Consider the following 25,301-nt stretch of genomic DNA (forward strand, 5'->3'; position numbering starts at 1 on the left):
GACTCAGCCGGCCGCGATCGTCCGTACGACTTCGGGCAGCGGCGTCGGGCGGCCGCTGGCGCGGTCGATCCAGACCATCACCACGTGGCCATCGGCGTGCAGCACCGCGCCGTCCGCGCTGGTGATGCGGTGGCCGAGCGTGACGCTGCTGGTGCCGACGCGATCGGCGGTGAGTTCGACCACGATCGAGCCGGGATAGGGGATTGGCTGGCGGTAGTTCATCTGCACCGCCGCCAGCAGCGGGGCGGTGGCGTCGGTGACCCACTCGGTGCCCAACGATTCGAACCAGCGGATCCGCGCCTCCTCCAGGTAGGTCATGAAGTTGGAGTTGTTGACGTGGTTGAAGGCGTCGAGGTCGCGCCAGCGCAGTTCGATGGGCATGCGGTGGAGCAGCTTGCCGTGTTCGGCGGGTTCGCGGTTCATGTGATGTCCCTGGCCTTGCGGCGACGGGTGGGGGTTCCGGTCTTTCCGCGCGAGCGTGGGCGCGGCGCCTCGCCGACCACCGGCGCTCCGGAGCGCACCGCGTGTTCGGCCAGGAGCTTCGCCAGGAAGCGCCCGGTATGCGACTGCGGCATCGCCGCGACTTCCTCGGGCGTGCCCTGGGCGATGATCTCGCCGCCGCGGTGGCCGCCGTCGGGCCCGAGGTCGATCACCCGGTCGGCGGTCTTGATCACGTCCAGGTTGTGCTCGATCACCACCACCGTGTTGCCGTCGTCGCGCAGCTTGTGCAGCACGCCGAGCAAATGGTCGATGTCGTGGAAGTGCAGGCCGGTGGTGGGCTCGTCGAGGATGTACAGCGTGCGCCCGGTGTCGCGGCGCGAGAGCTCCTTCGACAGCTTCACCCGCTGCGCCTCACCGCCGGACAGCGTTGTCGCCGACTGCCCGAGGCGGATGTAGCCCAGGCCGACGTCGGTGAGGGTCTCGAGCTTCCGGGCCAGCGTCGGCACGGCGTGGAAGAGATCCAGCGCGGCCTCGACCGTCAGCTCCAGCACCTCGTGGATGTTGAGGCCCTTGTAGCGGATCTCCAGCGTCTCGCGGTTGTAGCGCTTGCCGCCGCAGACGTCGCAGGGCACGTAGATGTCGGGCAGGAAGTGCATCTCGACCTTGATCAGGCCGTCGCCCTGGCAGGCCTCGCAGCGGCCGCCGCGGACGTTGAAGCTGAAGCGGCCGGGGCCGTAGCCGCGCACGCGTGATTCGGGCACCTGCGCGAACAGCTCGCGCAGCGGCGTGAACAGGCCGGTATAGGTGGCCGGGTTGGATCGCGGCGTACGCCCGATCGGCGACTGGTCGATGTCGACCACCTTGTCGAACAGGTCCAGGCCCTCGACCGAACGGAACGGCGCCGGGGTATGCGAGGCGCCGTTGATCTCGTTGGCCGCCAGGGCGTACAGGGTGTCGTTGATCAGGGTGGACTTGCCCGAGCCGGAAACCCCGGTGACCACGGTGAACAGCCCGTTGGGGATGACCAGGTCGACGTCCTTGAGGTTGTTGCCGCTGGCACCGAGCAGGCGCAGTTCCAGCTTGGGATTCGGCGCGTGGCGGGTGGCCGGGATCTCGATCCGGCGCTTGCCGGACAGATACTGGCCGGTCAGCGAACGTGGCGCGGCGAGGATGTCCTCGTAGCTGCCCTGGGCCACCACCTCGCCACCGTGCACGCCGGCGCCGGGGCCGATGTCGACGATGTGGTCGGCGAGGCGGATCGCGTCTTCGTCATGCTCGACCACGATCACGGTATTGCCGAGGTCGCGCAGGCGGGTGAGCGTGCCCAGCAGGCGCTCGTTGTCGCGCTGGTGCAGGCCGATCGAGGGCTCGTCGAGTACGTACATCACGCCCACGAGGCCGGCACCGATCTGGCTGGCCAGTCGGATGCGCTGGGCCTCGCCGCCGGACAGCGAGTCGGCCTTGCGCTCCAGCGTCAGGTAATCGAGGCCGACGTCGACCAGGAAGCCCAGGCGCTCGCGGATCTCCTTGACGATGCGCTCGGCCACTTCGCCGCGCCAGCCGGGCAATTCGAGACCGGTGAAGAACTGCAGCGCCTCGCCGATCGGCAGGACCACGATCGACGGCATCGCGCGCTCCGCCACGAACACGTTGCGCGCCGAACGGTTCAGGCGCGCGCCGCCGCAGTCGGGGCAGGGCTGTTCGCTGATGTACTTGGACAGCTCCTCGCGCACCGCCGAGGATTCGGTCTCGCGGTAGCGGCGCTCGAGGTTGGGGACGATGCCCTCGAAGGCGTGGCTGCGCTTGCTGCGCACGCCGCTCTCGGTCACGTAGGTAAAGGGGATCCGCTCACCGCCGCTGCCGAACAGCACCGCCTGGCGGACCGCTTCCGGCAGCTCCTGCCAGCGGCTGTCGACGTCGAAACCATAGTGCCGCGCCAGGGACGCGATGAGCTGGAAATAATAGTGGTTGCGGCGGTCCCAGCCGCGCACGGCGCCGGCCGCCAGCGACAGCTCAGGATGCACCACCACGCGCCCCGGGTCGAAGAACTGGCTGACGCCCAGGCCGTCGCAGGTCGGGCAGGCGCCGGCGGGCGCGTTGAACGAGAACAGGCGCGGCTCGAGTTCGGGCAGCGCGTAGTCGCAGACCGGGCAGCTGTAGCGCGAGGAGAACAGCAGCGGCTCGGCCGAGGCATTGTCGAGCGGGCGCACTTCGGCCATGCCGTCGCCCAGCTTGAGCGCGGTCTCGAAGGATTCCGCCAGGCGCTGCTGCATGTCATCGCGCACGCGGAAGCGGTCGATCACGGCCTCGATGGTGTGCTTCTGGCGCAGCGCCAGCGGCGGCACCGCGTCGATTTCATGCACGGCGCCGTCCACGCGCACGCGCACATAGCCCTGCGCGCGCAGCTGCTCGAAGACCTGGGCATGCTCGCCCTTGCGCTCGCGCACGACCGGTGCCAGCAGCATCCAGCGCTGCTCGGCACGCGCCGGGTCGCTGCCGAGGGCCATCACCTGGTCGACCATCTGGCTGACGGTCTGCGCCTCGAGCGGGTAGTGGTGGTCCGGGCAGCGCGGCTGGCCGACGCGGGCGTAGAGCAGGCGCAGGTAGTCGTAGATCTCGGTGATGGTGCCCACCGTCGAGCGCGGATTGTGCGAGGTCGACTTCTGCTCGATCGCGATGGCCGGCGACAGGCCTTCGATGTGGTCGATGTCGGGCTTGTCCATCACGCTCAGGAACTGGCGCGCGTAGGCCGACAGCGACTCGACGTAGCGGCGCTGGCCCTCGGCGTAGATCGTGTCGAACGCGAGCGAGGACTTTCCGGACCCCGACAGCCCGGTGACGACGATCAACCGGTCGCGCGGCAGGTCGAGGCTGATGTCCTTGAGATTGTGGGTACGTGCTCCGCGGATGCGGATGAGGTCGAGCGCCATCGGGTATTCCGGGGGAAGGAGGGGGTGGGCGGTCAACCAGCCTACCAGCCCCTTGGATGGGGGCGTTCCGCCGATTTCCCAGAACCCCGCGGGCCGGGCAAAAGAAGGGTCTTTCTCCCGACTGCGTGGGGCTTGCGGGTGATTGCTCCGGGAGGGCGCGCCCGGACCTTTTGCGCGGTCGTGGACGGAGGCAATGTCAACGCCGACGTCGCAACCAGGGGGATTGTCACCGGATCAAGCGACACGGCCACGGCCACGCCGGCGAGCAATCGGGGAGAAGAGCCAAAAGAAAGGGGCCCGGCGAACCGGGCCCCTCCATGTCACCTTGCGACCTGTATCAGCGACGCGCGTTGAAGTTCACCGTGATGGTCTCCGAGCACTCGTCGGTGCCCGCGTTGCAGACCTGGTAGGTCGCCGAGCCGGGGCCCGTCGACGCTGCGGTGAAGGTATGGACGAACGAGCCGGTGTTGCTCGACGTGGCCGCCACTTCGCCATCGAACAGCACGTCGACCTGCTCGCCCTCGCCGCCGGTCCACGCCAGCGGCACGCGGATGCGCTGGCCACGCAGCGGGAAGACCTGGCGAGCCATGAGGTCCGTCGGAGCGACGCCCGGGCCTCCCTCGATGTCGAAGCTGGCGGTCAGCGAAAGACCCGTGGTCGACTCGTAGCCATCGATGCGGATGAACCACTCGCCCGCGGCGGGTGCCTCGATCAGGCACTCCTCGATGCTGCCGTACAGGTACGGGCGGCAGTCATAGAGCGTGTTGGTGGGTTCCGCGCCGTGCCTGACGTAGAGGTCGGTGTCGCCGTTGGGACCATCCATCAACACTTCGAGGTTGGTGGCACCTTCCGGCACGTCGATGAAGTAGAACACGTCCTCGCCGGCATCCACGCTGATGCCCGTCACGGGAACGCCGTTTTCCAGCTCGGTGGGCGGATCCACCTCGACCGGCGTGTCGTCGTACGTGCCCATCACGGAATAGCCGTTGGACGCGCTGTAGGACACGACCCTGACGTGCCATTCGCCCCCTTCGGGCGCGGTGAACTCGCATGTTTCGGCGACGGTGCCACCCGTCCACGGACGGCAGTCGTACAGCGAGTTGGTCGGCGCCGCGCCGTAGCGGACGTAGATGTCCGAGTCACCGGTCGCCCCGGTACCGGGGGTCAGGTTGAAGACCACCGAGCCCATGCCCTCGGGCACGTCGAGCTTGAAGAACTTCTCGTTGCCCGCGCCCATCGATCCGAGCTCGACGGGGACGCTGTTCTCGAGGTCGGTCGGCGGCGGTGGGGCCGGCGGCGGCGGCGGGTCTGCCGGGAGATCCTCGGCGCCAGATGCCACGGCAACCGCGCGGCCGGCGTCGATCAGGCTGGCGCACCAGCGCGAGCTGGTGTCGCAGTCGGTGACCAGGCCGTTGGCGGCATAGCCGGTGTTGCGCAGCATGGCCTTTACCTCGTCTGGCGGCAGCCACTCGCCCGCTGCCTCCATCATCAGCGCGGCCGTGCCGGCCACGTGCGGCGCTGCCATGGACGTGCCGGCGTACCAGGCATAGGCGTCGTCTTCCTGGACGGTCAGGCCGCTGTTCAGGGTCGACAGGACCTGGTCTTCGCTGGGCATGACGCCGCTGCCGGCCGGAGCCGCGACGCTGATGCCGGTGCCGAAGTTGGTCGCGGCATAGCGCGTGTTGTCCGGACCCGTGCCCGCGACCACGATCACGCCGTCGCAGCCCGCCGGAGAGTAATTGGCGATGTCCGAGCTCGAGTTGCCCGCCGCCACGACCACGGAGGTGCCGTTTTCGACGGCGATATCGATCGCATCCTGCATGTCCGTCGGGCATGCGATCGCGCCGCCCAGGCTGAGATTGATGATGTTCGCCGGGGTGGCGTTGTCGGGAACGCCCGGGACGCTGCCGCCCGACGCCCAGACGATGGCGTCGTTGATGTCCTCGAAGCTGCCGCCGGCGTTGCCCAGGACGCGGACGTGCTGGACCTTGGCACCGTGGGCAACGCCCGCGACACCAAGGCCGTTGTCGGTCAGTGCGGCGATGGTGCCGGCCACGTGGGTGCCGTGCCAGCTGCTGTCGTACTTGCTGTCCCAGTCGCCTTCGTCGTTCGGATCCGCGTCGCGGGCATCGTTGTCACGCGCGTTGGCGGGGTCGGAAATGAAGTCATAGCCTGCGATGAACTGGCCATCCAGGTCGGCGTGCTCGACCTGTCCCGTATCGAGCACCGCGACGATGTAGCCGGTGCCGTCGACGCTATCCCAGGCTTCGGTGGCATTGATGCCCATGCCGTCGCCCTGGTAATGCCACTGCTGTGCGAACATCGGGTCGTTCGGCTCGAGCATGCGGTACATGCGGCCGTTGGGCTCGACGGCGCGGATCGCCGGGTTGCTCCTCAGCGCCGCTTCAAGCTGCTTGCGTTCGACGACGTCGATCGTGCGCGCGGTGCGGATGATCTGCGCCCCCGTGCCGGTAGTGCGCTGGATCGCGATGCGGGTGCCGAGCAGCTTGCCGACGGAGTCGAGCTGGCGCTGAAGGTCGGCCGCGGGCTTCGCGCCCTTCTGGAAGCTGACGATGAAAGAGTCGTATGCGGTGTCCGCCGGCGCCTTCAGGTTGGCCCCGTAGGGATGGCCGGGCTTGGCGAACAGAGGGGCCTTCACGGCGCTCTTCTGGGTCTGTGCCGGCTTGCTCGCCGCCGGCTTCTTGAGTGCCGCGTAGGACGGCCCCGCGACGAGGGCGGCGGTGATCGCCACCGCCAGCGCGGTTGTTGTGGTGTTCCAAGTCGTGCTTGTCATTTTGTTCCTCTCTCCTTTCGTCGATCCGGCGCAGCTATGGCGTCGGCCCCATCCACGCAGTGGCTGTTGCTACTTCAGTGGAAGCTGTTCGCGCGTCCGCAGCGCGACCAGGGGTCGACGGCCTGCGGACGGGCGGAATTCGGATATGGATGCGCCGTGGCGCGGATGCGCGGTGCCGGGGGGGGCAGGCACGAAGCCGGTCGGGACGGACGGGCGGCGCGGGCGCGATGCGGCACGCTCTTGCGCCGGTCATCCTGGGCGCTGGCGTGGCCTTGCGCCGCTTGATTGCTGCAGGTGGAACCATGCACGTACAGAGGCTCTCCGTGAAAAGAGACGATTCGACCCTCTGCGCGCGGATGTCCGCAACGCAACAGGTGCCTGATGCTGTCCTTGCAGCGAACGGTCCCCTGTGACCCGTCCGACCGTTTGAACCTACCGGAAGCGGGGGGCGATGCGCAACTGTATAAGTCCCATTCACCCTGGTTTGACCCGAAAGCCCGGTTCCAATTACAATTCCGCTCCTGTCTACCCCAAGGGTGGCAGGCGACCACAATAACTACATAGGAAGCTTGGTCATGTATGCAGTCCTGGTAACAGGCGGAAAGCAGTACCGCGTGATGAAGGGCGAGACGCTGCGCGTCGAGCTGCTGGACGTCGAAGCAGGCAATGAGATCACGTTCGACAACGTGCTCATGCTTGGCGACGGCGAGGGCATCAAGGTCGGCGACGCGCTCAATGGCGCAACCGTCACCGCCACCGTCAAGGCCCACGGCCGCGCCGACAAGGTGCGCATCGTGAAGTTCCGCCGCCGCAAGCACCATCGCAAGCAGATGGGCCACCGGCAGCACTACACCGAAATCGAGATCACCGGCATTGCCGGTGGCGACAAGAAGTAAGGAGACGCAGCCATGGCACATAAAAAGGGCGTAGGTTCCTCGCGCAACGGCCGCGATTCCAACCCGAAATACCTCGGCGTTAAGATCTATGGTGGCCAGGCGATCGATGCCGGCAACATCATCATCCGCCAGCGCGGCACGCAGTTCCATCCGGGCAACGGTGTCGGCCTCGGCCGCGACCACACCCTGTTCGCGCTGATCGATGGCAAGGTCGAGTTCACGACCAAGGGCCCGAAGAAGCGTCGTACCGTGAACGTGGTTGCCGAGGCCTGAGCTTGGCAGCACGCTCCGCGAAGGCCCCGCTCCGGCGGGGCTTTTCGTTTCCGGCGCACGCACCGGCGCCAGCTGAATTTCCGATCATCCGCCGCGGCTTCAGGGCCCGGCCCCGCCACAGCCTGGATCCATCGCCATGAAACTCGTCGACGAAGTCGAAATCACCGTCACCGCCGGCAATGGCGGCAATGGCTGCGTGGGCTTCCGTCGCGAGAAGTACATTCCGCTCGGCGGCCCGGACGGCGGCGATGGCGGCAACGGCGGCGATGTCTGGCTGGAAGCCACCCGCAACCTCAATACCCTGGTCGACTTCCGCCATCAGCGGGTGTTCCGCGCCCGCCGCGGCGAAGACGGCATGGGCCAGCAGCGCTACGGCAAGGGCGGCGAGGACACGGTCATCATGGTGCCGGTGGGCACCCAGGTGATGAACATCGATACCGACGAGGTGATCGGCGACCTGGTCGGCGACGGCGATCGCCTGCTGGTCGCCCGCGGCGGCAAGGGCGGGCTTGGCAACATCCATTTCAAGACCTCGGTCAACCGTGCGCCGCGAAAGGCGACGTCGGGTGACGAGGGCGAACAGCGCGGGCTGCGCCTGGAGCTCAAGCTGCTCGCCGACGTCGGGCTGCTGGGCTTTCCGAACGCCGGCAAGTCGACCTTGATCCGCGCCGTGTCGGCGGCCACGCCGAAGGTGGCCGATTACCCGTTCACCACGCTCTACCCGAACCTCGGCGTGGTCAGCGTGGAGCCCGCGCGCAGCTTCGTGATCGCCGACATCCCCGGGCTGATCGAAGGCGCCGCCGACGGCGCCGGCCTGGGCGCGCTGTTCCTGCGCCACATCCAGCGCACCGGCCTGCTGCTGCACCTGGTGGAAGTCGAGCCGCTGGACGGCTCGAACGCCGCCGACCAGGTGCGCGCGATCGAGCACGAGCTGGAGAAGTTCGACGCCGGCCTGATGGCCAAGCCGCGCTGGCTGCTGTTCAACAAGGCCGACCTGCTGCCGCCGGAAGACGCCCGCGCCCATGCCGAGCGCGTGGTCGCCGAACTGGGCTGGAGCGCCCCCTGGTTCGTGGTGTCGGGCCTGGCCAGTGAAGGAACCCGCGAAGTCATGCTGCGCGTGCAGGCCTTCCTCGACGAACAGGCCCGCGATGCCGCGGATGCGGCAGATGCCGCCGGGCTTTGAGGCGGTGTATCCGCGTACGTCCGTGGCCAAGAATGCCTTTGTGTCCGCCCACGCAAAAAGCCCGGCCAAAGCCGGGCTTTCGTTCACCGCAGTGCGGCCTGCCTCAGGCGGCGCTGGCCAGCGCCTTGATGCGGGCGGTCAGGCGGCTCTTGTGGCGGGCGGCCTTGTTCTTGTGGATCAGGCCACGCGCGCTGAAGCGGTCGAGCAGGGGCTGCGCGGAGGTGAAGGCCTCCTGGGCGCCGGCGGCGTCGTTGGCGTCAAGCGCCTTGAGCACTTTCTTGACGGCGGTGCGCAGCTGCGAACGCTGGCTGTTGTTGCGCAGGTTGCGCACGACAGCCTGCTTGGCGCGCTTCTTGGAAGACTTGATGTTGGCCACAATGGGATCCTGGGAACGGGTGTAAAGACGGAATTCGGGTCAAGCGAGCAGGAAATTATGGGGGAATCAGGGGCTTGCGTCAAGAATCCTTGCCAGATGGAGACGCGGTCGTGAACCGGGCAGGCCAGGACGGGTCGAAAGCCGCGGGCGGATCCCCTCCCGAAGCACCCGCGGGGCTGGATCCCGCCGCGTCGATGCCCGCAATGACCCCGGCCGGGGACGGCGCAGTGGCGGACGCGGACACGGGCCGCGGCCAGGGCCCGGACCCGGGAGAAAAGAGCCCGGGGCGCCGCGGCGGCGGCCTGCTGCGCTCCACCGCGGTGTTCAGCGCAATGACCCTGTTGTCGCGGATCGCGGGTTTCCTTCGCGACGCCCTGCAGTCGCGCGTGTTCGGCGTTTCGGTGGCGATGGACGCGTTCGTCATCGCTTACCGGATCCCGAACTACCTGCGCCGGATTTTCGCCGAAGGTTCGGTGCAGATGGCGTTCGTGCCGGTATTCAACGAGCTGCGCGAGCGCAAGGACCCGCGGGAGCTGAAGGCGTTCCTGGATGCCATGGCCGGCGCACTGCTGGCGGTGGTGCTGGTGTTCGCGGCGGTCGGAATGCTTGCGGCGCCGCTGGTGGCCGCCGTGTTCGCACCGGGCGCCGTCGACGAGCCCGGGAAACTGGGGCTGATCGCCGACATGTTGCGCATCACCTTCCCTTACCTGGTGTTCATTTCGCTGATGGCGCTGGTCGCGTCCGTGCTCAACAGCTTCGGCCGCTTCGCGCTGCCGGCGGTGACGCCGGTGCTGCACAACCTGGTGATGATCGTGGCAATCGTCTGGGTGTCGCGCTACTTCGCGCAGCCGGTGATGGCACTGGCCTGGGGCGTGCTGGTGGCCGGCATCCTGCAGTTGGCGCTGCTGTGGCCGGCCCTGGGCAGGCTCGGCCTGCGCCCGCGCTTCCGGCCTGGCTTCCGCCACCCGGATGTGCGCCGGGTGGCCAGGCTGATGGTGCCGACGTTGTTCTCCTCGTCGGTGGCGCAGCTCAACCTGCTGGTGGGCACGGTGTTCGCGTCCCTGCTGGTCACCGGCAGCCAGACCTGGCTGTACCTGTCCGACCGCCTGGTCGAGTTTCCGCTGGGCCTGTTCGGCGTGGCCATCGGCACCGTGATCCTGCCGCACCTGTCGCGGCGCCATGCCGCCGAAGACAGCGAGGGCTACGGAGCTGCGCTGGACTGGGCGCTGCGCATGGCACTCCTCGGCGGCGTGCCGGCGGCTATCGGCCTGCTGCTGCTGGCCGAGCCCCTGACCGCGGTGGTTTACCAGGGCGGCCGCTTCACCCCGCACGACACCCGCATGGCCGCGCTCAGCCTCTCGGCGATGAGCATCGGCATCCCGGCATTCATGCTGACCAAGGTGCTGGCGCCGGCGTTCTTCGCCCGCCAGGACACAAAGACTCCGATGCGCGCGGCGATCATCACCGTCATTGCCAACGTGCTGATGACCATCGCCTTCACCACCCCGCTGTGGCTCTGGGACGTGCAGGGCGCGCACGGTGGGATCGCTCTGGCCACCGGCCTGGCGGGGATCCTCAATGCCTGGCTGCTGTGGCGCTATGTCAGGCGCGCCGGCCTGGTGCGCCTGCAGCCGGGCTGGGGGCGGTTCTGGCTGCGCCTGGTCGCGGCCTGCGCGGCGATGGCAGCCGTGGTCCTGGGGCTTCGTGGATGGGTGGGTGACTGGACCGCGATCGAAAGCCTGGTGCTGCGCGCGCTGTGGCTGCTGGCGGTGGTTGCCGGTGGTGGGCTGGCCTACGCCGTTACGCTGCTGGCACTGGGCCTGCGGCCGCGGCACCTGCGCCACTGAGCATGGGCGCTCGGCGGCGTCGGTATACTTGCCGACCGACTGCGGTCGGGCGCGCTGCCGCTGTTGGCGGCGCCAAACCATCCTGGATCCCATGAAGCAGCTGTTCCGCGACGTCGACGGCGGGCCCCTGTGCCCCGAAGGCAGCGTGGCCTGCATCGGCGCCTTCGACGGCCTGCACCTCGGCCATCGCGCGCTGGTGGGGCACGCGACGGAGCGCGCGCGGGCGCTGGGCCTTCCGCTGGCCACGCTGAGCTTCGAGCCCCTGCCGCGCGAGTTCTTCGCGCCGGACGCACCGCCGCCGCGCCTGATGCTGCCGCGCGCACGCGCCGAGGGCCTGTTCGCGCTCGGTGCCGACCTGGTGGGGCTGCTGCGCTTCAACCGCGCGTTCGCGGCGATGTCGCCCGACGGGTTCGCCCAACGCGTGCTGGCGCGACGCCTGCGCGCGCGCGAAGTCTGGGTCGGTCCCGGTTTCCGCTACGGCAACCGCCGCGCGGGTGACCTGGGCACGCTGCAGGCCGCGGGCGAGCGGCTCGGCTTCAGCGCGGGCGAGATCGCGCCGGTCATGCTCGATGGCGGACGCGTGTCGAGCACGCGCATCCGGGCGGCGCTGGTCGCAGGGGATTTCACCACCGCCGCGCGCCTGCTCGGCCATGCCTATGCCATCGGCGGGCGCGTGGTGCGCGGCCGCCAGCTCGGGCGCACGCTCGGCTTCCCCACGGCCAACCTGCGCTTCCGCGGCAAGGTGCCGGCGCTGCAGGGCATCTACGCCACCCGCGTGCACGGCGTTGGCGACGCGCCCTGGCCTTCGGTGTCGAGCTTCGGCACCCGGCCCACGGTGGACGGCATCGAGCCGCTGCTGGAAGCCCACCTGTTCGATTTCGACGGCGACCTGTACGGTCGCCGCATCGAGGTGGAGTTCGTGGCGCGCCTGCGCGACGAAGAGAAATACCCCGACCTGCCGACCCTGGTCGCGCAGATGGACCGCGATGCCGCACAGGCCCGCGAAATTCTGATGCATACCTCGCAGCGAGCGACCGCGTGACCGACGACAGCCAGCGCTACAAACCCACCATCCTCCTGCCCGAGACCGCGTTCCCGATGCGCGGCGACCTGCCCAAGCGGGAGCCGGCCATCCTGGCGCGCTGGGAGGCGGAAGGGCTGTATGCCCGCCTGCGCGAACGGGCCGCGGGCCGGCCGCGCTTCGTCCTGCACGACGGCCCGCCGTATGCGAACGGCGCCATCCACCTGGGCCACGCGGTCAACAAGATCCTCAAGGACATCATCGTCCGCTCGAAGACGGTCGCCGGTTTCGACGCGCCCTATGTGCCGGGCTGGGACTGCCACGGCCTGCCGATCGAAATCGCGATCGAGAAGAAGCACGGCCGGGTGGGCGTGAAGCTCGACGCAGCGGCCTTCCGCCAGGCCTGCCGCGAGTACGCACTGACGCAGGTCGAGCTGCAGAAGGCCGACTTCAAGCGCTTGGGCGTGCTTGGCGATTGGGACGATCCCTATCTCTCGCTGGACCCGACGTACGAGGCCAACGAGATGCGCGCGTTGGCGAAGGTGATCGACCACGGCCACCTGGTGCGCGGCGCGAAGCCGGTGTACTGGTGCTTCGACTGCGGCTCGGCGCTGGCCGAGGCCGAGATCGAATACCAGGACAAGGTGTCGCCCGCGGTCGACGTGGCCTATCCGGCGCGTGATGCGGACGCGGTGGCGCGTGCCTTCGGCGCCGTGCTGCCCGATGGCGTCGAACTTGCGCTCCCCATCTGGACCACCACGCCGTGGACGCTGCCGGCGTCGCTGGCGGTGTCGCTCGGCGCGGACATCGAATACGCGCTGGTCGAGGGACCAGCGCACGGCGGGCGTGGCCGCTGGCTCGTCGTGGCCGCCTCGCTGGCGACGAAGGTCCTGGCACGCTACGGCGTCGAAGGCGAGGCCCTGGTCCACGGCCATGCCCGGGGCGCCGCGCTGGAAGGCCTGCTGTTCGCGCATCCGTTCTACGCCGAACGCGATATCCCGGTGATCCTGGGCGACCACGTGACCGACGACGACGGCACCGGTGCGGTGCACACCGCTCCGGGCCACGGCCAGGAGGACTTCGCGGCCGCGCGCGCGTACGGCATCGTCGACCGCTACACCGCCGCGCAGATGAACCCCGTCGACGGACGCGGCGTGTACCTGCCGTCGACGCCCGCGGCCAACGGCGCGGAGCTGGCGGGCACGCACATCTGGAAGGCCAACGACGCCATCGTCGAGGTGCTGCGCGCCAGTGGTGCGCTGCTGGCGCATTCCAGGATCGAGCACAGCTATCCGCACTGCTGGCGCCATCGCACGCCGGTCGCGTTCCGCGCCACGCCGCAGTGGTTCATTTCGATGGACAAGGCCGGCCTTCGCCGCGACGCACTGGCCGCGATCGAGGGCGTGGAGTGGTTCCCCGGCTGGGGCGAGGCGCGCATCGCCGGCATGGTCGCTGATCGCCCGGACTGGACGATCTCGCGCCAGCGCACCTGGGGCGTGCCGATCGCGCTGTTCGTGCACCGCGAGACCGGCGAGCCGCATCCGCGCTCCAGCGAGCTGATGCGCGCCGCCGCCGACCTGGTGGAGCAGGGCGGCATCGATGCCTGGTTCGCGCTTGATCCGGCGCAGCTGCTTGGCGACGAGGCCGCGCAGTACGACAAGGTCACCGACATCCTCGACGTCTGGTTCGATTCCGGCGTCACCCACGAATGCGTGCTGGCCGCGCGCGGCATCGGCAAGCCGGCCGACCTCTACCTGGAAGGCTCCGACCAGCATCGCGGCTGGTTCCAGTCGTCGCTGCTGACCGGCATCGCGATCGACGGCGCCGCACCTTACCGGCAGTGCCTGACCCACGGCTTCACCGTCGACGAGCACGGCCGCAAGATGTCGAAGTCGCTGGGCAACGGCATCGAACCGCAGGAAATCATGAAGACGCTCGGCGCCGACATCCTGCGCCTGTGGATCGCATCGGCCGACTACTCGAACGAGATGTCGCTGTCGAAGGAGATCCTCAAGCGCAACGCCGACGCCTACCGCCGCATCCGCAACACCGCGCGCTTCCTGCTCGGCAACCTGCACGGTTTCGACCCCGCGGTGGACGTGGTGGCGCCGGCCGACATGGTCGCGCTCGACCGCTGGATCGTGCATCGCGCCCACGGCGTCCAGCAGAAGATCGTCGATGCCTGTGCGCGCTACGACTTCGCCGAGGTGGTGCAGCTGCTGATGAACTTCTGCAGCGTCGATCTCGGTTCGCTGTACCTGGATGTCACCAAGGACCGGCTCTACACCATGCGCGAGGACTCGCGCGGCCGGCGCAGCGCACAGACTGCGATGTACCACGTCGCCGAGGCCTTCGTGCGCTGGATCGCGCCGATCCTGTCGTTCACCGCCGACGAGATGTGGGGCTACCTGCCGGGCGAACGCGAAGGCAACGTACTGTTCGCCACCTGGTACGAAGGCCTGGCTCCGTTGACCGACGATGCAGCGCTGTCCGCGCGCGGGTTCGACGACCTGCTGCGCCTGCGCGAGCAGGTGTCCAGGGTGCTGGAGCCGATGCGCGCCAGCGGCGCGATCGGTGCCGCGCTGGACGCCGAGATCACCCTGACCTGCGGCGTGGCCGACCAGAACCGCCTGTCGGGCCTGCTCGACGAACTGCGCTTCTTCTTCATCAGCGGCGACGTGGCGCTGGTGGCCGATGACGATGCCGGCGAGGTCGCGGTTTCAGCGGTGCCTACCAGCAAGCCCAAGTGCGTGCGCTGCTGGCAGCGGCGCGGCGATGTCGGCACGGTCGAGGCGCACCCGCAGCTGTGCACGCGCTGCGTGTCGAACGTGGAAGGCCCGGGGGAGGACCGCCTGTGGTTCTGAGGCCGAAGCCCAACGCATTGCCGTGGCTGGTCGTTTCGCTCGTGGTGCTGGTGCTTGACCAGCTCAGCAAGCAGTGGGTGCTGACCAGCCTGCCGGAGTACACCGCGATCCCCGTGATCGAGGGCTTCTGGAACTGGTACCGCACCTACAACACCGGCGCCGCCTTCAGCTTCCTGTCCGACGCCGGGGGCTGGCAGAAGTGGTTCTTCACCGTGCTGGCCTTTGGCATCAGCGGCCTGCTGGCGGTGTGGCTGGCGCGCACGCCGCGTGCGGACTGGCGCACGGCGCTGCCGTTCGCGCTGGTGATCGGCGGTGCCATCGGCAACGTGATCGACCGGCTGGTCCACGGGCACGTCATCGACTTCATCCAGTGGCACTGGCGCGACCACTACTGGCCGGCGTTCAACATCGCCGACGCCGCCATCGTCGGCGGCGCCATCGGCATCGCCCTGTTCGGAATTTTCGCCGCGAAGAAGCCCGAAACCCTGTAGGACGGCTGTTTGTGGGAGCGGCTATAGCCGCTGCCACAAAAGGCGGATGGCCGCTCCAGCTCCGGCTTCAGCGGAAGGCCACGCCCGCAGGGGCCGCAGCGCTCCAATCGGGGCAGGGGTAGAATGGCGGCATGGATATCCTGCTCGCCAACCCCCGCGGCTTTTGCGCCGGCGTCGACCGCGCGATCGAGATCGTCAAGCGTGCGATCGAGACGCTGGGCGCGCCGATCTACGTGCGCCACGAGGTCGTGCACAACCGCTACGTGGTCGACGACCTCAAGCAGCGCGGCGCGATCTTCGTCGAGGAGCTCGACGAAGTGCCCGACGGCAACACGGTGATCTTCAGCGCCCACGGGGTTTCCCAGGCGGTGCGCCACGAAGCCGACCGTCGCGGCCTGAAAGTGTTCGACGCCACCTGCCCGCTGGTGACCAAGGTGCATTTCGAAGTCGCACGCCACTGCCGCGCCGGGCGCGACGTGGTGCTGATCGGCCACGCCGGGCACCCCGAGGTCGAAGGCACGATGGGGCAGTGGAGCCGCGAGCGCGGCACCGGGTCCATCTATCTGGCCGAGGACGTGGACGATGTCGAGGCGCTGCAGGTCGCGCAGCCGGACAACCTGGCCTACACCACCCAGACCACGCTCTCGGTGGATGACACGCGCGGCGTGATCGACGCCCTGCGTGCGCGCTTCCCGGCGCTCCAGGGCCCGAAGAACGACGACATCTGCTACGCCACCCAGAACCGCCAGGACGCGGTGCGCCTGCTGGCCACCGAATGCGACCTGGTGCTGGTGGTCGGCTCGCCCAACAGCTCGAATTCCAACCGCCTGCGCGAGCTTGCAGAGCGCGACGGCGTCGAGGCCTACCTGATCGACGGCGCCGACGAGATCGACCCCGCATGGGTGCTTGGCCGCCACCACGTGGGCGTGACCGCCGGTGCCTCGGCCCCGGATGTCCTTGTGGAAGGCGTGCTGGCGCGACTGCGCGATCTCGGAGCCGGCAGCGTGCGCGAGCTCGATGGCGAGCGCGAGAACATGGTGTTCGCCCTGCCCAAGGAGCTGCGGCTGCGACTGGTGGACTGAGGCGCCCGCCACCAGCGCCGGTTCCGGAAACCGGAAAGAAAAAGGCCGCCCAGGGGCGGCCTTTTTCATGATGCTGGTGCCGGAAATAGGAATCGAACCTACGACCTACGCATTACGAATGCGCCGCTCTACCAACTGAGCTATTCCGGCGGGGCCGCACATTGTAGGGGCGGCTGGCACACCGGTCAAAGCATTACAGGCCCACCACCTCCAGGCCGGTGCGCAGCCGGTCGGCCAGGCGCATGGCCAGGGCCACGATCGTGAACGTGGGGAAGGCCCAGCCGCCGGTTGGAAACACCGAGCTTCCGGCAACATGCAGGTTTTCAAGGTCGTGCACCCTGCAGTCACGGTCGACGACGCCATCGCTGGACCGGTCGGACATGCGGGTGGTGCCGATGTGGTGGGCCGTGCCCACGAGGCCGGGGCGCTGCGTCGCATCGGCGATCCAGGGCGCAGGCTCGAAGCGGCCGGCGCAGCAGCGCGCGGCCTCGTGTCCGAGCAGGCTGGCGCTGGTGCGAAACGAAGCGTAGTCGAAGTCGGTGAAGCGCCAGTCCACACGGACCTTGCGCTGGCCCAGGGCGTCGCGTGATTCGCCGAGTGTGATCCGGCTCTCGGGATTGGGCGCCTGCTCGAAATAGGCCATCAGGTCCACGGAACTGACGCTGTCGACGGAGCGATGGCGAAGCTTGCGGGCGACTGCACCCGCGACGTGGCCGGCGTTCATGCCAATGCGCATCGCCAGACGCGCCCGCCTTGCGCCGCCGGCTGGCCGTGGCACGGACGCGGGTGAGCCGCCCAGGCCCGTGGCCAGGGCGCGCTGTACGTCGCCTTCCACTCCGCTGGCGTCGATGGCCGCTGGCGTGCGGAAGGTGGCGCGGAGGTCGCGCAGTGCCTGCAGCCCGGCAGGCGCCGCATCGAGCACGGGCAGCGGCCGGGCGCGGGCGTTGAGCAGGCGCAGCCGGCGCTGGGCGCTGTCGGCCAGCGCGAGTTCGCGATAGAGCGGGCGCGACTCGCGCTGGCTGTCGCGGTCGTAGGGGCGCAGCAGCGCGTCCAGGTTCCCTCCAAGCACCTGTCCGGCGAGGCAGCGCGGGTGATCCATGAAGTGGCGGCCGACCTGGTCATGGGCATTGCCCAGTCCGCGCGGATGCGCGCCATCGGAAAGCAGCAGCAGGCGCGCATTCTCGATGCCGCCGGCCGCGAGCACGTAGTGGCGCGCGTGCACGGTGCCGCGGCGGCCGTCCAGGCTGCCGATGCGCGCGTCCTGGACGCGCCTGGCGTCCGGCGTGGCCGCGAGTTCCATGAGGTTGGCGTGCAACACCAAGGTGATGTTGTCCGACTCCTCGAGCAGCGACCGGTAATGCGCCTGGAAGAAGACCGGGCTCTCGATGCACACGCGGTCCACCGCGCATTCCTCGAGCAGGGGCAGGGCATGCGGGAAGTGCGCGTTGCCAAAGCTGCCGTCGGCGATGCCATGGCGTGGATCGATGCGAAGCGTGGACCGCGCGTGGCCGCACCAAGTGGCGAGCTCGTCGAAGCCGATCGGCCAGCCGCTGGCTGGCACCCAGTCGCGCGGCGCCAGGTCCAGGCGCGTCAGCGGCACGCAGCCGCCGCCCCAGAGCCGGGAGCTGCCACCCAGCGCGCGCAGCCGGCACAGGTGCGGGTCGAGCGGGGAAGTGCCGACGGATTCGCCTTCGTTCAGCGCCTGTGCGCTGCGCTCGCTTTCCAGGCCTCCGCTTTCGAGCAGGCACACGGTGAACCGGCTGTCGGCAAAGGCACTGGCGATCGCGATGCCGGCCGGTCCCGCACCGATGACGCAGACGTGGCACTGATAATCGTCGGGTGCCGATGGGTCGAGGTAGTCGAGGATCAAGAGGGTTCCTTCATGGCATCGCATGCCGCCGATCGCGCTGGCACCAGTCGTGAAAACGCCGAGTGCCTCCCGCAGCGGACACATGCCCGCCATCGGGCGGTCTCACTCCGCGCGATGGCGGGCCGGTATCCTCACTCCATCTTTCTACCGGAGCTTGTTCATGGCCAAGGCCCGCACCGCCTATGTCTGCACCGAATGCGGCGCCGACTCGGGCAAATGGCAGGGCCAGTGCGGCGCCTGCGGCGCCTGGGACACGCTGTCGGAGATCGTCCTGGAGACCGCCGCCTCATCCAAGGCCGCAGCGCCCGCGCGGCGGGGCGGATGGGCGGGCAAGGCCGAGGCGCCTAAGGTCACGCCGCTGAAAGACGTCCTGCAGGTCGATGACCAGCGCGTGTCCACCGGCATCGGCGAGTTCGACCGCGTGCTGGGCGGCGGGCTGGTGGAGGGCGCCGTGGTGCTTGTCGGCGGGGATCCCGGCATCGGCAAATCGACCCTGTTGCTGCAGGCCGTGGCCAGCATGTCCGGGGCGCTGCCGGGGCTGTACGTGACGGGCGAAGAGTCCCTGGCCCAGGTTGCCGGCCGCGGCCACCGCCTCGGCCTGCCGCTGGACGGCGTGGATGCGCTGGCCGAGACCTGCGTCGAGCACATCCTCGGCCATGCCGCCAGGCTCCGGCCCAAACTGATCGTGGCCGACTCCGTGCAGACGCTGTGGACCGAGACCCTCACCGCCGCGCCCGGTTCGGTCAGCCAGGTGCGCGAATCCGCGGCGCGCCTGGTGCGCTACGCCAAGGAGACCGGCACCGCGGTGTTCCTGGTCGGGCACGTCACCAAGGAGGGCGGCATCGCCGGCCCGCGCGTGCTCGAGCACATGGTCGATGCGGTGCTGTACTTCGAAGGCGACTCCGGCAGCCGCTTCCGCGTGCTGCGCGCGTTCAAGAACCGCTTCGGCGCGGTCAACGAGCTCGGCGTGTTCGCCATGGGCGACAAGGGCCTGAAGGAAGTGCCCAATCCGTCGGCGATCTTCCTTTCCGGCGGCACGCGCCAGCCCGGCAGCTGTGTGATGGTGACCCGCGAAGGCACGCGCCCGCTGCTCGTCGAAGTGCAGGCCCTGGTGGATTCATCGCCGCTGTCCAACCCGCGCCGGGTGGCGGTGGGCATGGAACAGAACCGCCTGGCGATGCTGCTCGCGGTGCTGCACCGGCACGGCGGCATCGCGGTCGGCGACCAGGACGTGTTCGTCAACGTGGTCGGCGGCATCCGCGTGCAGGAGACCGCGGTCGACCTGCCGGTGCTGCTGGCGGTGCTCTCATCGCTGCAGGACCGGCCGCTGGCGGACAAGACGGTCGCCTTCGGCGAGGTCGGCCTGTCGGGCGAGATCCGGCCGGTGCCGAACGGCGAGGAGCGGCTGAAGGAAGCCGCTACCCACGGCTTCAAGCGCGCCATCGTGGCCAAGGCGAATGCGCCCAAGGGCGGCCGCTACAAGGATCTTGAAGTGGTGGGCGTGGAGCGCCTGGCCGACGCCATCGACGCCGCGGGCTGAGGGGCGGGTTGTTGCCGGCGCAGCCGCAGCTGCTTTTGTGGATCGACATCGCGGCGATGGCCGCTCCCACAACAGGGCCGGCACCGTCAGGCGCGCTGCAGGACAAGCTCCAGCACGAACTTGCTGCCGAAGAAGGCCAGCACCAGCAGCGCCATGGCGGCGAGTGTCCAGCGCACCGCCTTGCGCCCGCGCCAGCCGAAGCGCCAGCGGCCCAGCAGCAGCACGCCGAACACAAGCCATGACAGCACGCTGAGCACGGTCTTGTGCGCAAGATGCTGGGCGAGCAGGTCCTCGACGAACAGCACGCCGGTCAGCAGGGTCATGGCCAGCAGCACGAAGCCGGCGCCGATGGTGCGGAACAGAAGGGTTTCAAGTTCGACCAGGGGCGGCAGGGCGCGCAGCCAGCGGTGGACCTCGCGGCGACTGAGCGCGCGATCCTGCAGCCAGAGCATGCCCGCCAGCAGCGCGGCCACGGCCAGGGTGGCGTAGGCCAGGAGCGCGAGCCAGGCGTGGAGCTGCAGCCGCCAGTCCAGCGGTTCTGGCGGCAGGTGGCCGTAAAGGTGGTTGCCGAGGAGCGCCAGCGCTGCGAGCGGGAACACCACGACGCCGAGCGAGCCCGTGCGTCCGCGTGCGCCAACTGCAGCGGTGAGCGCCGCCATCCCCAGGGTCACCAGCGAAATCGCCGCGAAAAAATGCATGTCGGCGCCGCCAAGCGCACGCCAGGCCAGCACGTGTTCGAGCGCATGCGCGAGGATGGCGCCGCCCCCCGCGAGCAGCCAGGTGCTGGCGCGCTGGCCGCGCCGGATTCCGCGCACCAGCAGGCCGGCGGCCGCCAGATAGAGAAGAATCGCGATGAGGACGGGAATCATCCGCGCAGTGTCGCATAGGCGCTGGCCGGCCTGAACGGGGCGGCGACGCTGTGCGGCGGGCGCGCTATGCTGTCCACAAGCGGGGCCCCGGCCCCGTGGCACTCCAAGCCCGGCTGCCTGGGTCTGGTGGGATATTCCACTGGATATGGCGACCGGGCCGTGGCCTTCGCGGGCCACCGGGTCGGACTGGAAACGGGCCGGCCTCCCTTGTCCCGGAATGGAGCGACAACATGGCTGCCCTGGTCGACCGTTTCGGACGGTCGTTTCCCTATCTGCGCCTCTCCCTGACGGAGGCCTGCAATTACCGCTGCAGCTACTGCCTACCGGACGGCTACCAGGCGGACGGGCGTCCGCGCTTCCTCGAACTCGATGAGGTCCAGCGCCTGGTGCGCGCCTTCGCGGCGCTGGGGATGAGCAAGATCCGGCTCACCGGCGGCGAGCCGACGCTGCGCAAGGACCTGCTGCCGATCATCGCCGCGGTGTCCGCCGTGCCCGGCGTCCGCCGCATCGCCATCACCACCAACGGCACCCTGCTGCCGCGCCATGTGCGCGAGTGGCGCGAGGCCGGCCTGACGGCCCTCAACGTCAGCCTGGATACGCTGGACCCGGAGCGCTTCCGCGCGATCACCGGCCATGACCGTTTCGCCGAGGTCACCGAGGGCGTGGAAATGGCGCTTGGCCTGGGCTTCGATTCGGTCAAGCTCAACGCGGTGCTGCTGCGCGGGCGCAACGACGACGAATTGCCGGGCTGGTTCGACTACCTGCGCGAGCGCGACATCGCCATCCGCTTCATCGAACTGATGCGCACCGGCGACAACCTCGAGTTCTTCGAACGCCACCACGTGCGCGCCGAAGCCCTGGAAGAGCAGATCGTCGCGGCTGGCTGGACGCTGCGCCCGCGCGCGCCCGACGCCGGCCCTGCGCGCGAGTATTCGCATCCCGGGTACAGGGGTCGCATCGGCATCATCGCGCCGTACTCGAAGGATTTCTGTGCCGGCTGCAACCGCCTGCGGGTGACCGCGCGCGGCGACCTGCGGCTGTGCCTGTTCGGCGACTTCGGCATCGGCCTGCGCCCGCTGCTGCAGTCCGACGACGACCATGGTGCGCTGGTCGCGCGCATCGGCACCCAGCTCGGACTGAAGGCGGCCGGCCATGGCCTGCACCAGGGCGAGACCGGCCTCACTCCACACCTCGCGTCCATTGGCGGATGACCGGCGCATGAATGACGACAGCATGGGCGGACAGCGCGTGACCAGCGAACCCGCGGCCTTCCACATGGCCGACATCCGCAACAAACGCCCCACGCGCCGGCGCGCGGTCGCGGTGGGCGAACTGATGGCCGGCGCGGCCGCCTTCCCCATGATCGTCGAGCGCCGCCTGCCGAAGGGCGACGCCCTGGTGATGGCCGAAGTGGCCGGCCTGCAGGGCGCGAAGATGGCCTCCGCGCTGATGCCGCTGTGCCATCCGCTGCCGCTGGAGCTGGTGCAGGTGCGCTGCGTGCCGGTGCCGGCGCGCCATGCCATCCGCGTGTACTGCGAGTGCGCCACCGAAGCCCGCACCGGCGTCGAGATGGAAGCGCTGGCAGGGGTGAACGCGGCGCTGCTGACGCTGTACGACCTGACCAAACCGGTGGAGCCGGCGCTTGCCATCGATGGCATCCGCCTGCTGTTCAAGGAAGGCGGCAAGAGCGGCCTCTGGCTGCACCCCGACGGCATGGACGGCGACGAACGCGCGCACTACCGGCCGCGCGACCTTGCCCGCCTGGACGGCGTGCCGTGCGCGGTGCTGACGCTCAGCGACCGCGCCAGCCGCGGCGAATACGAGGACCTGTCCGGCCCGCTGCTGGTCGACGGCCTGCGCCGCCTCGGCGCGCGCGTGGCCGGTGCCGAGGTGCTGCCCGACGGCATCGAGCCGCTTGCGGGCCGCTTGCGTGCGCTCGCCGCCGACGGCGTGCGCATCTGCCTGACCACCGGCGGCACCGGCCTCGGCCCCGGCGACCACACGCCCGAAGCCCTGCGTTCGGTGGCCGATCGCGGCGTCGACGGGCTGGCCGAGATGTTCCGCAGCGAGAGCGCGAAGCACACCCCGCTGGCCTGGCTCAGCCGGGCCGACGTGGTGCAGGTCGGCGGCATGCTGGTGTTCGCGCTGCCCGGCAGCCGGCGCGCGGCACAGCAGGGCATCGACATCCTGGCGCCGCTGCTGGCGCATGCGCTGGCGATGGTCGATGGCGGGGGACATCCGTGAGCGCGGCCCTCGCGTACGACGAGGCGCTGGCGTTGGTCCTGGCTGAAGCGGCGCCGCTTGCGATCGAGCGGCGCGCTCCGCAGGACGCGCTGGGCCTGGTGCTGGCCGAGGCGGTCGCGAGCGAAGCGGACCTGCCGCCTTTCGACAACTCGGCGATGGACGGATTCGCGCTGCGCGCCGCGGGCGAGGTACTGGCCGCGGGCCGCGAGTTCGACGTCTCCGGCGCGCAGGTGGCCGGCGACGAGGCGGCCGCAGCCGAGGACGGCGCCTGGGAAATCATGACCGGCGCGCGCATGCCGGGCGGGCTCGACAGCGTGGTGCCGGTGGAGCGCGTGGAGGTCCTTGAGCGCGACGAACGCGGGCGGCCGCTGCGCATCCGGCTGTCCGCCGACGTGCCTTCCGGCGACAACGTGCGCCTGCGCGGCGAGGACATCGCCAGCGGCGCGCCGGCGGTGGCGGCCGGCAGCCGCATCGGGGCCGCCGAGCTGATGGTGCTCGCTTCGCTGGGCGTCACCGCGGTGGCGGTGCGGCGCCGGGCGCGAGTGGCGGTGATCAACACCGGCCGCGAGCTGGTCGACGACCCGGCGCGTCCGCTGGCCTCGGGCGAGATCCGCAACAGCAACGGGCCGTTCCTGGCCGCGCGCGCGGCCGCGGCGGGCGCGGACATCGTGCTGCGCGAGACCGTCGGCGACGAGCCGGAGATGTTCCTGGCCGCGCTCGAGCGCGCGCTCGGGGCCGGGGCCGACGTGGTGCTGAGCACCGGCGCGGTGTCGATGGGCCGACACGATTTCGTGCCCGACGCGCTGCGCGGCATCGGCGCCGACATCCGGTTCCACAAGGTCGCGATCCGTCCCGGCAGGCCGCTGCTGTTCGCGCGCCTGGCCGGCGGCGCGCTGTTCTTCGGGCTGCCCGGGAATCCGGTGTCGAGCGCGGTAGGCCTGCGGTTCTTCGCCGAACCCGCCCTGCGCGCGATGGCGGGCATGGCGGCCGAGCGCCCCCTGCGCATGCCGCTGGCCGACGCCTACCGCAAGCGTGCGCCGCTGCGCTTCCACCTCAAGGGGCGGGTCGAGCTTGTCGACGGCTGCCTGCGTGCCCGGGTGCTGCAGGGGCAGGAATCGTTCAAGGTGCTGCCGCTGCTTGCGGCCAACGCCTGGATCGTGGTGCCGCCGGAATCGATGGCGCTCGAGGCGGGCGGGATGGTGGATGTCCATGGCCTGGGGCACCTCGAGGCCCCGCTGATCGGAGGAGTGCTGGAGTGAAGGTGCAGCTGAGCCTGTTTGGTGCGTTCCGGGCGCATGATCCCGCGGCGCTGGTCGAGCTGGAGGTGCCCGACGGCGCGCGCGTGGCCGACCTGCGCGAGGCGCTGGACCACCACGCGCGCGAACACTGGCCGGCGTTCCGGCCGGAACTGTTGAAGGCCTCGGCCTTCGCGAGCGAGAGCACGGTGATGCGCGATGCCGAGGCCCTGGTCCCCGGCGTGGCGATGGCCGTGCTGCCGCCGGTGAGCGGAGGTTGAACATGGAACGCTTCCACTGCGCGGTGACCGACATCGCCGATGGCCCGCTGGATCCCGCCTCGGCGCTCGAGTTCGTGTCCGATCCCGGCTTCGGCGGCATGACGATGTTCATCGGCCGCGTGCGCGACCTCAACCACGGCCGCGTGGTCACCGGCGTCAGCTACGACATGTTCGAGCCCTTGGCGCTGAATGGCTTCAGGGCCATCGCCGAAGAGATCGATACGCGCTTCGGACCGAAGGTCCGGCTGTACGTCGCGCATGCCAGGGGACGCCTCGGCGTGGGCGACCTGGCGGTGGTGGTGGCCGCGGGTACCCCGCACCGCGACGAGGCCTTCCGTGCCTGCCGCGAGCTGATCGAGCAGGTGAAGCACACCAGCCCGATCTGGAAGCAGGAGCATTACGAGGACGGCGACAGCGTCTGGAGCGAGGGCTGCTCGCTGTGCGGCGTCGATGACGCCAACGCCGCTGCGCATGGCGAGGGCGCAGGTCACGGGCACGATCATGCCGGTGCCCATCTTCACGCCGACAGCCATGGCCACCCGCATGCCGATGACCGGCGGGCTGGCGTGGCTTCGACGCTTGAGGGCGGCGCGTCGCTTCCGTCCGCCACGCGGCGATGAAAGTCCAGCTTCAAGGCCCATCGCTGCGCCTGCGCATCGACGAGGAGGAGCTGGCGCGGCTGCTGGCTGGCGAAGACGTGGTGAACCGCACGCAGGCGGCGCCGGGCGCCGTGGCCTGCCAGCGGCTGCGGCTGCTGGTTGGCGACGCGGCCACTGCCGCGACCAGCGACGAGGGCAGGGCCGCTGCGCGCTTCGACGCCGATGGCGGAGCGTGGACCTTCAGCCTTCCCGAGGCCGAGGTGCGCGACTACGTTGCCCGGTTGCCATGCCGCGATGCCCTGGAGTTCGCGCTGCCCGGCGGCGAAGCAGCGCTGAGGCTCGCCTTCGAAGTCGACGTCCGCGACAGCGTCCGCCGCCGCGGTCCACCGCTGCGCCGCGCCGCGCCGCGTCCCGACTGACCGGCGCCGGGCCGACCGGTCGCGACTCGCCGCGGGCGCGCGAGGG

At 69.8% G+C, this 25,301-nt stretch carries 20 protein-coding genes, 1 tRNA gene, 1 pseudogene and 1 riboswitch; of the genes and pseudogenes, 15 read left to right on the forward strand and 7 right to left on the reverse strand.

Going from position 1 to position 25,301, the window contains the following annotated elements; translation table 11 throughout:
• Positions 1 to 3: 3 nt before the first annotated feature.
• The 3 genes from WCE37_RS02245 to WCE37_RS02255 form a co-directional block, all read right to left on the reverse strand.
• Positions 4 to 423: a thioesterase family protein gene (locus WCE37_RS02245; protein WP_343277950.1), complete on the reverse strand. Its 420-nt coding sequence runs from the start codon at positions 421 to 423 to the stop codon at positions 4 to 6.
• Complete coding sequence (gene uvrA / locus WCE37_RS02250) at positions 420 to 3,371, reverse strand: excinuclease ABC subunit UvrA (protein WP_343277951.1); 2,952 nt, start codon at positions 3,369 to 3,371, stop codon at positions 420 to 422. Before uvrA ends, WCE37_RS02245 begins: the two co-directional genes overlap by 4 nt.
• A gap of 337 nt (positions 3,372 to 3,708) precedes the next feature.
• The gene (locus WCE37_RS02255; protein WP_343277952.1) at positions 3,709 to 6,165 is read right to left on the reverse strand and encodes a S8 family serine peptidase; all 2,457 of its coding nucleotides are present in this window, start codon (positions 6,163 to 6,165) and stop codon (positions 3,709 to 3,711) included.
• 575 nt (positions 6,166 to 6,740) lie between these two features.
• Here WCE37_RS02255 and rplU point away from each other — a divergent pair.
• The 3 genes from rplU to cgtA all read left to right on the forward strand — a co-directional run bounded on the left by rplU (position 6,741) and on the right by cgtA (position 8,517).
• Positions 6,741 to 7,061 (forward strand): 50S ribosomal protein L21, encoded by a 321-nt coding sequence (gene rplU, locus WCE37_RS02260; RefSeq protein ID WP_343253567.1) that lies wholly within the window; start codon positions 6,741 to 6,743, stop codon positions 7,059 to 7,061.
• A gap of 12 nt (positions 7,062 to 7,073) precedes the next feature.
• Entirely contained in the window at positions 7,074 to 7,334 is a 261-nt protein-coding gene (gene rpmA, locus WCE37_RS02265) for a 50S ribosomal protein L27 (RefSeq protein ID WP_343253566.1), read from the forward strand.
• A gap of 136 nt (positions 7,335 to 7,470) precedes the next feature.
• Complete coding sequence (cgtA, locus tag WCE37_RS02270; RefSeq protein ID WP_343277953.1) at positions 7,471 to 8,517, forward strand: Obg family GTPase CgtA; 1,047 nt, start codon at positions 7,471 to 7,473, stop codon at positions 8,515 to 8,517.
• Between the two features lie 103 nt (positions 8,518 to 8,620).
• On the opposite strand, the gene rpsT is transcribed toward cgtA, so the two are convergent.
• Entirely contained in the window at positions 8,621 to 8,893 is a 273-nt protein-coding gene (gene rpsT, locus WCE37_RS02275; protein WP_343253564.1) for a 30S ribosomal protein S20, read from the reverse strand.
• 203 nt (positions 8,894 to 9,096) lie between these two features.
• On the opposite strand from rpsT, the gene murJ reads away from it, so the two are divergent.
• From murJ to ispH, 5 genes are all read left to right on the forward strand, one after another.
• Positions 9,097 to 10,740 carry a murein biosynthesis integral membrane protein MurJ gene (gene murJ / locus WCE37_RS02280; protein ID WP_343253563.1) on the forward strand — a complete coding sequence of 548 codons (1,644 nt, stop codon included), beginning with the start codon at positions 9,097 to 9,099 and terminating at the stop codon, positions 10,738 to 10,740.
• Between the two features lie 91 nt (positions 10,741 to 10,831).
• On the forward strand, positions 10,832 to 11,782 hold the full coding sequence (locus tag WCE37_RS02285; protein WP_343277954.1) for a bifunctional riboflavin kinase/FAD synthetase: 951 nt from the start codon (positions 10,832 to 10,834) through the stop codon (positions 11,780 to 11,782).
• 56 nt (positions 11,783 to 11,838) lie between these two features.
• Positions 11,839 to 14,625: an isoleucine--tRNA ligase gene (gene ileS / locus WCE37_RS02290; RefSeq protein WP_343278007.1), complete on the forward strand. Its 2,787-nt coding sequence runs from the start codon at positions 11,839 to 11,841 to the stop codon at positions 14,623 to 14,625.
• Positions 14,616 to 15,116 carry a signal peptidase II gene (gene lspA, locus WCE37_RS02295; protein WP_343277955.1) on the forward strand — a complete coding sequence of 167 codons (501 nt, stop codon included), beginning with the start codon at positions 14,616 to 14,618 and terminating at the stop codon, positions 15,114 to 15,116. Before ileS ends, lspA begins: the two co-directional genes overlap by 10 nt.
• Before the next feature lie 131 nt (positions 15,117 to 15,247).
• Positions 15,248 to 16,198, forward strand: coding sequence for a 4-hydroxy-3-methylbut-2-enyl diphosphate reductase (ispH, locus tag WCE37_RS02300; RefSeq protein ID WP_343277956.1), 951 nt, complete (start codon positions 15,248 to 15,250; stop codon positions 16,196 to 16,198).
• 74 nt (positions 16,199 to 16,272) lie between these two features.
• Here ispH and WCE37_RS02305 read toward each other — a convergent pair.
• Positions 16,273 to 16,348: transfer RNA gene (locus WCE37_RS02305), tRNA-Thr, on the reverse strand.
• A 43-nt stretch (positions 16,349 to 16,391) separates the two neighbouring features.
• Positions 16,392 to 18,068, reverse strand: coding sequence for a GMC oxidoreductase (locus tag WCE37_RS02310; protein ID WP_343277957.1), 1,677 nt, complete (start codon positions 18,066 to 18,068; stop codon positions 16,392 to 16,394).
• Positions 18,069 to 18,228: 160 nt separating this feature from the next.
• On the opposite strand from WCE37_RS02310, the gene radA reads away from it, so the two are divergent.
• Positions 18,229 to 19,608, forward strand: coding sequence for a DNA repair protein RadA (radA, locus tag WCE37_RS02315; protein ID WP_343277958.1), 1,380 nt, complete (start codon positions 18,229 to 18,231; stop codon positions 19,606 to 19,608).
• Between the two features lie 86 nt (positions 19,609 to 19,694).
• Here radA and ccsA read toward each other — a convergent pair whose 3' ends face one another.
• Positions 19,695 to 20,477 (reverse strand): cytochrome c biogenesis protein CcsA, encoded by a 783-nt coding sequence (gene ccsA, locus WCE37_RS02320; RefSeq protein ID WP_343277959.1) that lies wholly within the window; start codon positions 20,475 to 20,477, stop codon positions 19,695 to 19,697.
• A 92-nt stretch (positions 20,478 to 20,569) separates the two neighbouring features.
• A riboswitch (molybdenum cofactor riboswitch) is annotated at positions 20,570 to 20,716 on the forward strand.
• Between ccsA and moaA the strand changes: the two genes are divergently transcribed.
• The 6 genes and pseudogenes from moaA to WCE37_RS02350 all read left to right on the forward strand — a co-directional run bounded on the left by moaA (position 20,708) and on the right by WCE37_RS02350 (position 25,255).
• Positions 20,708 to 21,688 carry a GTP 3',8-cyclase MoaA gene (gene moaA / locus WCE37_RS02325; protein ID WP_343277960.1) on the forward strand — a complete coding sequence of 327 codons (981 nt, stop codon included), beginning with the start codon at positions 20,708 to 20,710 and terminating at the stop codon, positions 21,686 to 21,688. It overlaps the preceding riboswitch by 9 nt.
• 7 nt (positions 21,689 to 21,695) lie before the next feature.
• Positions 21,696 to 22,721, forward strand: a complete 1,026-nt coding sequence (moaCB, locus tag WCE37_RS02330; RefSeq protein WP_343277961.1) for a bifunctional molybdenum cofactor biosynthesis protein MoaC/MoaB — start codon at positions 21,696 to 21,698, stop codon at positions 22,719 to 22,721.
• Positions 22,718 to 23,980, forward strand: a complete 1,263-nt coding sequence (gene glp / locus WCE37_RS02335) for a gephyrin-like molybdotransferase Glp (RefSeq protein WP_343277962.1) — start codon at positions 22,718 to 22,720, stop codon at positions 23,978 to 23,980. Before moaCB ends, glp begins: the two co-directional genes overlap by 4 nt.
• Entirely contained in the window at positions 23,977 to 24,237 is a 261-nt protein-coding gene (locus WCE37_RS02340; protein WP_343253553.1) for a MoaD/ThiS family protein, read from the forward strand. The genes glp and WCE37_RS02340 overlap by 4 nt, the downstream gene beginning before the upstream one ends.
• Before the next feature lie 2 nt (positions 24,238 to 24,239).
• Positions 24,240 to 24,680: pseudogene (locus tag WCE37_RS02345) on the forward strand (molybdenum cofactor biosynthesis protein MoaE); the annotation flags it as partial.
• 173 nt (positions 24,681 to 24,853) lie between these two features.
• Positions 24,854 to 25,255: a hypothetical protein gene (locus WCE37_RS02350; protein ID WP_343277963.1), complete on the forward strand. Its 402-nt coding sequence runs from the start codon at positions 24,854 to 24,856 to the stop codon at positions 25,253 to 25,255.
• The last annotated feature ends 46 nt before the right edge of the window (positions 25,256 to 25,301 follow it).

The sequence above is a fragment of the Luteimonas sp. MJ250 genome (assembly GCF_039548455.1).
Taxonomy (GTDB): domain Bacteria; phylum Pseudomonadota; class Gammaproteobacteria; order Xanthomonadales; family Xanthomonadaceae; genus Luteimonas.